Origin of the sequence: Enterobacter cloacae complex sp. P12RS, assembly GCF_014895875.1 — a bacterium.
Classification (GTDB): domain Bacteria; phylum Pseudomonadota; class Gammaproteobacteria; order Enterobacterales; family Enterobacteriaceae; genus Enterobacter; species Enterobacter bugandensis.
Map to the genome: position 1 here is coordinate 1 of NZ_JADBQO010000088.1, position 6698 is coordinate 6698.

General features: G+C 42.4%; 6 protein-coding genes. All 6 read left to right on the top strand.

Annotation, left to right across the window (positions count from 1 at the left end):
- The first annotated feature begins 278 nt into the window (after positions 1-278).
- The 6 genes from IM284_RS22975 to IM284_RS23000 are packed head-to-tail and all read left to right on the top strand — an operon-like array spanning position 279 to position 6570.
- Positions 279-1463 (top strand): MFS transporter, encoded by a 1185-nt coding sequence (locus IM284_RS22975; RefSeq protein WP_040221058.1) that lies wholly within the window; start codon positions 279-281, stop codon positions 1461-1463.
- Between the two features lie 21 nt (positions 1464-1484).
- Positions 1485-2594 (top strand): GNAT family N-acetyltransferase, encoded by a 1110-nt coding sequence (locus IM284_RS22980; RefSeq protein WP_050887335.1) that lies wholly within the window; start codon positions 1485-1487, stop codon positions 2592-2594.
- Between the two features lie 4 nt (positions 2595-2598).
- Positions 2599-4041 carry an FAD-binding oxidoreductase gene (locus tag IM284_RS22985; RefSeq protein WP_050500304.1) on the top strand — a complete coding sequence of 481 codons (1443 nt, stop codon included), beginning with the start codon at positions 2599-2601 and terminating at the stop codon, positions 4039-4041.
- Between the two features lie 60 nt (positions 4042-4101).
- A complete protein-coding gene (locus IM284_RS22990; RefSeq protein WP_193055966.1) occupies positions 4102-5274 on the top strand; it encodes an acyl-CoA dehydrogenase family protein in 1173 nt (390 codons plus the stop codon).
- 12 nt (positions 5275-5286) lie between these two features.
- The gene (locus IM284_RS22995) at positions 5287-6045 is read left to right on the top strand and encodes an SDR family NAD(P)-dependent oxidoreductase (protein WP_193055967.1); all 759 of its coding nucleotides are present in this window, start codon (positions 5287-5289) and stop codon (positions 6043-6045) included.
- A gap of 24 nt (positions 6046-6069) precedes the next feature.
- Positions 6070-6570 carry a cupin domain-containing protein gene (locus IM284_RS23000; RefSeq protein WP_193055968.1) on the top strand — a complete coding sequence of 167 codons (501 nt, stop codon included), beginning with the start codon at positions 6070-6072 and terminating at the stop codon, positions 6568-6570.
- The last annotated feature ends 128 nt before the right edge of the window (positions 6571-6698 follow it).

The following is a 6698-nucleotide window of genomic DNA, read 5'->3' on the forward strand; positions in this document are numbered from 1 at the left end:
CTTTCACGTATTCACTCATTGTTATTTTCCTTTTCGATATTCACACATTCAGAAAAATCAATTAAATAAATAACATTATCTATTTTTAAGATAAGCCGATGACAATTTAATTACCTAAATTCGATATCTTAACCTCCTAACCTAACACGACAACTCGATAAACCAGCAGATTATATTGGTGAAAAATGTCATAACAATTATGATTCATATTCTGTTTACAAAAACTGATGATCGAGGGTATTAGTTTCATTACTGTTAATCACATTGAGTGAATTTTTATGAATAAACCACTTCCAGCGGCAATATATGTTTTAGGTTTTACTCTATTTGCCATGACAACATCTGAATACATGGTCGCAGGATTAATCACATCCATGTCATCTGATTTAGGTGTTTCCATTCCTAAAGTTGGATATTTAATTACCATTTATTCATTAGGTATGGTTTTCGGTGGTCCCTTGCTTGCTACATTTTTAGTTAAACTTAGCAATAAAGCAGCATTATTGACTATTACTGGCATATTTCTTGTCGCCCAAGTAGTCGCAACCGTTTCTGCAACTTATGATCTTTTAGCAGTAGCGAGGTTTGCGACCGGATTATCTTCGGCAGCCTTCTTCGGTTTTGCGCTGTTGACAGCGGCAAAAATGGTTCCACCGGAACGCTTTGGCGTTGCAGCCTCCATCGTATTGGGCGGGATGATGATAGCGACGGTGGCGGGACTGCCACTATCAGCAATACTTGACCAGTATTATGGCTGGAGAGTTTCCTTCGCATTAATTATTGTCCTTACATCTTTAGCTGGAATAGGTATTATACTGATTGTTCCTAAATTCAAGGCGGAGGTTAAGGGTAGTATTAAGGCTGAATTTGGTTCAATTATAAACAGATCAATCTGGGGGGCTTTTATTACAAGTTTCTTTATTATTGCTGCTACATTCGCGACATTCAGTTACTTCGTTCCCTATTTTGAAAACACTGTCGGTTTCGATACTCCATATATCCCGGCTATTCTTTTCGCTTACGGTGTATTCACGGTAATTGGTAACTTTCTTGTAGGTCGACTAGCAGATAAATCGCCGATTAAAGTTGTTTTCACCGGAAGCGTCGTGCTAGTACTTGCACTGTTTGGGCTTTATACCTTCTACGAAAATAAAATATTAGTGCTGATATCTGTAATGATTTTAGGACTTACTGGTATTACTCTCACTCCTGCCATGTCCTCACGCGTGTTTAAAGCAGCCCCTAATACTTCATTAATTAACACTATGCATACCTCCGTTATTTGTCTTGGAGTAGTTATTGGTTCATGGGCCGGTGGCTATGCAATCGACCAAGGTTATGGGTACCGTGCACCAACTCTCATCGGTATTTTTTTAGCAGGATTGGCGATTGTCACCCTACTCCCTGTTTTGAGAAACAACCGTTACGATACTCCTGCTGTTAATCCTCAGACAAATATCTGACTGTACCAATAGGAATAGACCATGAACAGTGAAACTAATTCATTAGGCTATGAAAATAACATTCAAACTATTCCGGAATCGCACTCATTTCCCGAAAACAAATACAAGCATGAGATCCCAATCATTTACCATAGCGAGAGTGATAAAATTATCGACCAAAGTTGCGAGGCAAGGTTATTAAATGACACGCCCAATAAAAAATCATGCACACATAAAATATTTGTTATACGAAAATGCAAGCCGGAGCATATAGGAGACATTTTCTTGCGGCCATCAGAAAATGATTATAGCAGCATAATTCTAGACATTAACATTCATACGCCATTAGGAGAAAAAATAAAAACCGGACTATTCCGTAAACTTTCATTTTTTTTATTTGAAAAATATAAGACACTGAGAGTTGAGACTCACATTCTGATTGATCATCATAAAATCATTAATAGCCTTATATTGAGCGGGTATACTTTTGAAGGTATTACACAAAAATTTAATGTAAATTCAGAGCTAGAGGAATTTGCAGTATTTTCATTATTGAAGGATCAAACTAACACGGGAAAAAGCCTATTATTCCCTGCAGTGGATAGTAATATTTATCGTGATGAAAAAATTGCACTACGTTTAGCCGAAACAAAAGACACATTTTGTATATGGTTAGAGCAATCAAATCCTGAATCATCGAAGTGGGGTTTATTCGAAACAGCATCACTTGATGAAATAAAACAAAAAGTCAGGCGTTGCGGGCTTAATTCAGCCGTAGGCCCTAATATATTACTAACTATTATAGAATGCTCAACTGGTAATGCTGTAGGAAAAATTGTTATCCGCAATGTTGTACCACCTCATGTAGGTGATGTGGGTTACGGGATATTGCCGGAATATCGTGGTTTAGGCTACGCCGTAAGGGCACTGAATCTTTTGAAAAAATGGGCCTTTAATGAAGCTGGTTATGTACGTTTAGAACTTGGTGTCAAAGAAGGCAATATCGCGTCAGAAAGAGTCGCGCAAAAGGGAGGGTTTGAATTTGAGGGGATGCGTCCGGGACGATTGAAAAATCACGATGGTTCATACAGTAATGAAATGCACTATTTCTTTCTGAACCCGAATATTAGCTATCGAAAAATAGAGGATTGATTAAATGAGCAAAAAGTTCATCTCCTTTCTCGAACAGCATTTAGATCATAAAAACGTCGTCGCCTATGTAAAAACACCGAATGATGTTGGTGAATATACTTCCCCATCGGTTTCTGGCCGAGTGGATGTTTCCAGTATTGAACAAGTAATTCGTATTGTTAAGCTAGCAGATCAATTTGACGGAGAAACAGCGCTTTATCCCTACTCAACTGGATACAATTGGGGGCTAGGTTCAACAAAACCTCCGTCAGACAACGCCGTGCAGTTGAAGCTGACCGGATTAAATAAAATTCGCGAGATTAATATCGCAGAGGGTTATGCTGTCATTGAGCCAGGTGTGACGCAGGGAATATTATCGCAAAAATTACTGAACACCCATCGCTTTATTAATGTGACAGCCTCATCTGCAGAAACGAGTTTTTTAGGTAATGCTCTCGATCGGGGCGTCGGGTTGAGGCACCAGCGTACAGAAGATCTTCTCGGCCTGGAAATTGTTCTCGCCAACGGGACACTGCACCGAGTGGGCTGGTGGCCGGAACAGGGAAAACATAGCGCATTATACTCCCACGGGATTGGCCCTTCACTGGTGCAATTATTCACCCAATCGAATCTCGGAATTATAACCGGTGGCGTTGTACGTCTACTTAATCGACCAGAAAAATCTCGCGTCGCCTATATTTCCTTTTCTCCCGAAAACTTAGAGTATGCTATCAATACTTTCCAGCGTTGGTCAGCACAAGGGTTAATTCACGGTGTACTTAAGGTTTATGATGAAACCTCAACACTGACGTATGGTGCGAATAAGGGCGAGTTTCTCGTTCATTTGCCTCTTTCGGGAGCTGCCTCAGTAGTATCGGCACTTTCCACCGCGCTGGAAACCGAGTTTGTAAAAGCTGGCGAGAAATTCATCTCTTTGATCTGGAACGACAGCCCTACGAATCCTTATCAAGATGATATCGTCGCCAATCTAGTCAACGCTGCCTATCAAGGGGATACTAAATATCATGATATCCTTCTGGAGAAGACGCTCGGTACTACACCGGCTGAAATAGATGCCGAAGGCAAAGGCTGGATATTTTTCTTGCCTCTGCTTCCTTTTACCGGTCAGGCTATTAAACAGGCTTATCTACATTTCGACGATATCTTCGAGTCTACTGGCGTGCGCTGCGGCGCCACAATTAATACGCTGAGTGATCAGATTATTGATCTCGTTGTATCCATTCGTTTTGAACGCGTAGAAGAGGAAATAAGAAAAGCTCATCGTGCTCTGAAACTTCTTCATGAAAAATTTAGTGCTTCCGGTTTTTATCCTTATCGTTTGGACGTCGAACATCCTCTCGCCAATAGTCGTAATGCCAGAACGCTTCGTGAAGGTGAAATCATTAGAAGCTTGCAAAAAACTTTAGACCCAAAGGGAATTTTCGCATCCGGGCGATATAGTTATTAATAATAACCAATATGTACTTTTAAGATTTAATCATATAGGTTCATTTATTGAGGCACATCCATGATAACTCATGAAGAAAATACATTTAGCAATATATTAGTTAATCTAAGAGATTTACGTGGCAAATTACGTAACTCCGCTCGTGAAATAGAAGAGCATCGCAGGATACCACTCAATATTATTGAAAGGCTACGTGGCATTGGGATATTTGGAATGTGTTTCCCGCAATCATGGGGCGGTGCCGGACTGACGTCGATTGAGCAAATCCTTGTGCTGGAAGAACTCGCCCGGGGCGATACGGCTACCGCCTGGTGCGCCATGATTGGTTGTGACTCAGGTATTTATTCAGGTTTCTTGGAAGAAAAAAGCGCCAAAGAGATCTTTCCACACGCCAATCTGGCCGTGGCGGGTTGGATACACCCGCAGGGAAAAGCCGAGATAGTTGATGGCGGCTACATTGTCACTGGCAAATGGCGTTTTGCCAGCGGATCGCCTCATGGCGATGTCATCTCGGCAGGTTGCTTCCTCTACCGTAACGGCAATCTTATACTGGATGATAACGGCAAGCCCCTTTGGCGAGTCATGCTGGCGCGTCCTGCCGACTACCTTTTTTCCGACACCTGGTTCACCACCGGCCTGCGGGGAAGCGGCAGTCAGGACTACTCCACGCAAGGATTGTTCATTCCCGAACAGCACGCGTTCAATTTCTCGGAACCAAAACGTCAAGGGCCACTGCACAAAACGCCGGATGCAATTTTACGCAAAATGGCCGGTATCCCGCTGGGGCTTGCGAGAGCCTGTCTGGACTATATCTACGACGTCGCCGACGACCGCACAGACAGAATCAATGATGTGAAATGGCGAAACTCAACGCGCGTACAGACGGCGGTGGCTAACGCAGAGAATCAGTTATTTATCACTAGAAACGCGGCGCTCACCAGCGTAAGTACATTATGGCAGGCGCTCGAAGCCGATGCCGCTCATGACGATATTACTCATTGGCGCGTGCAGTCAGCTTTGAGTCGAAGAAATGCCTTTCAAACCGCACGAACCATCGTTTCAAGCTTGTATGACCTACAGGGTGGGGGTTCTATCTACACCCATGAAACACCTTTTGATCGCGCATTACGTGATATCAACACTATTTGCCAGCACGCTGTCGCGCAGGAAAAAGTCCTGCAGGTGTGCGGCGATATTCTCCTTGGTGGCAAAGTCGAAGATTACTTTATATAAGGAAGAGAACCGATGAGTGGTATTTTTTCGCAAAAGAAAATTCTTGTAACCGGCGCAGGCAGTGGACTTGGCAGAGAAATAGCCTTGGCATTTTCACGACTTGGCGGAACCGTTATTCTTGCAGGTCGAAATAAGCAGAAACTAGAAGAGACAGCGCAAGCGATCTCCGAGACTCCTGGCAAATCATGGGTTATTCCTTTCGACGCAAATAATAATCAATCAATAGATAACCTGTTTGATGAAATTAAAAATAGAGTCGGTACTCTTGATATTGCCGTTAATAACGCCGGAGTATTTTCTTTTGGTTTTGTCGATGAAACCTCCAGTGAAGACTTTAATCACGTATTCACTACTAATGTCATTGGTTTGTTTGAAAGTCTGAAGCGCGAACTTCAGTCGATGAAAGAAAACCGGGCCGGGACTATCGTTAATATTTCATCAAATATGTCTATCGGGCTGAATATTCCGGGCACGGCAGCCTACACCGCTTCAAAGGCTGCCGTCGATGCATTGACCCGCGTCTCGGCAAAAGAGGCTATCACGCACGGCGTGCGAGTTTTCTCAATAAACCCAGGTCCATTGGCCACCGAAATGACCCAACTTCCCGGCGAATCGGCGGCAGACCGTGACAAAAGATGGCGCGATTTGATCCCCATTGGGCGTATTGGCGATGTTAAAGAGATCGCTCAAGCCATTATTTGGTCCTGCTCAGGCCAGTCTGACTACTTAGTGGGTACACGAATAGTTATCGATGGCGGCCACTCTCTTTAAATTCATAACCGTGAGGTACAAATAATGCAACCATTTATTATTAGAGATAATGAAGGCGTTCCGCTTTGGTTAAATAATGACACCTATACTATCAAGCTTGACAAAGAAAATACCGGCGGCAGCATTTCTATTATTCAGGGATTTGTTGGGCCTGGTGGTGGTCCGATCTGGCATCTTCATGAAGACGCTGATGAGATATTTTATGTACTAGACGGCCAATTAACCGTAAGAGCCGGAGAAAATATCTTTCAGGCAAACCCTGGCGATTTTGTTTATGTACCAAAGGGCATTTATCACCAATTTAGAAATAACAGCATTAAACCTATCAAGATATTGTTGATGTTCTCTCCCGCAGGTTTCGAAGGGTTCTTTAGAGAAACAGGCATTGTAGCGAAAGAGGGTGTTCCCCCACCGTTACACATTCATGATGCAGAAGCAAACAGACGGGCTATAAAGATTGGTGGAAAATATCTTTCTTTTGTTCCTGATTTTGAAAATCCCGACATCAATACAAATTTAAAATAAACCAAAATGCCGCGAATTTTTTGCGGCATTCTTATATTGCAAATCAATACGAATGGATAATACTGAAAAAAATATCCAACCTTCCATCAACAGTCATTCTTTATTCACCTTATGAGAGGGCATTATAT

Bases quoted from the DNA above. Each gene is read 5' to 3' on its own strand.
- IM284_RS22975 (WP_040221058.1), top strand. From the start codon at position 279: ATGAATAAACCACTTCCAGCGGCAATATATGTTTTAGGTTTTACTCTA.
- IM284_RS22980 (WP_050887335.1), top strand. From the start codon at position 1,485: ATGAACAGTGAAACTAATTCATTAGGCTATGAAAATAACATTCAAACT.
- IM284_RS22985 (WP_050500304.1), top strand. From the start codon at position 2,599: ATGAGCAAAAAGTTCATCTCCTTTCTCGAACAGCATTTAGATCATAAA.
- IM284_RS22990 (WP_193055966.1), top strand. From the start codon at position 4,102: ATGATAACTCATGAAGAAAATACATTTAGCAATATATTAGTTAATCTA.
- IM284_RS22995 (WP_193055967.1), top strand. From the start codon at position 5,287: ATGAGTGGTATTTTTTCGCAAAAGAAAATTCTTGTAACCGGCGCAGGC.
- IM284_RS23000 (WP_193055968.1), top strand. From the start codon at position 6,070: ATGCAACCATTTATTATTAGAGATAATGAAGGCGTTCCGCTTTGGTTA.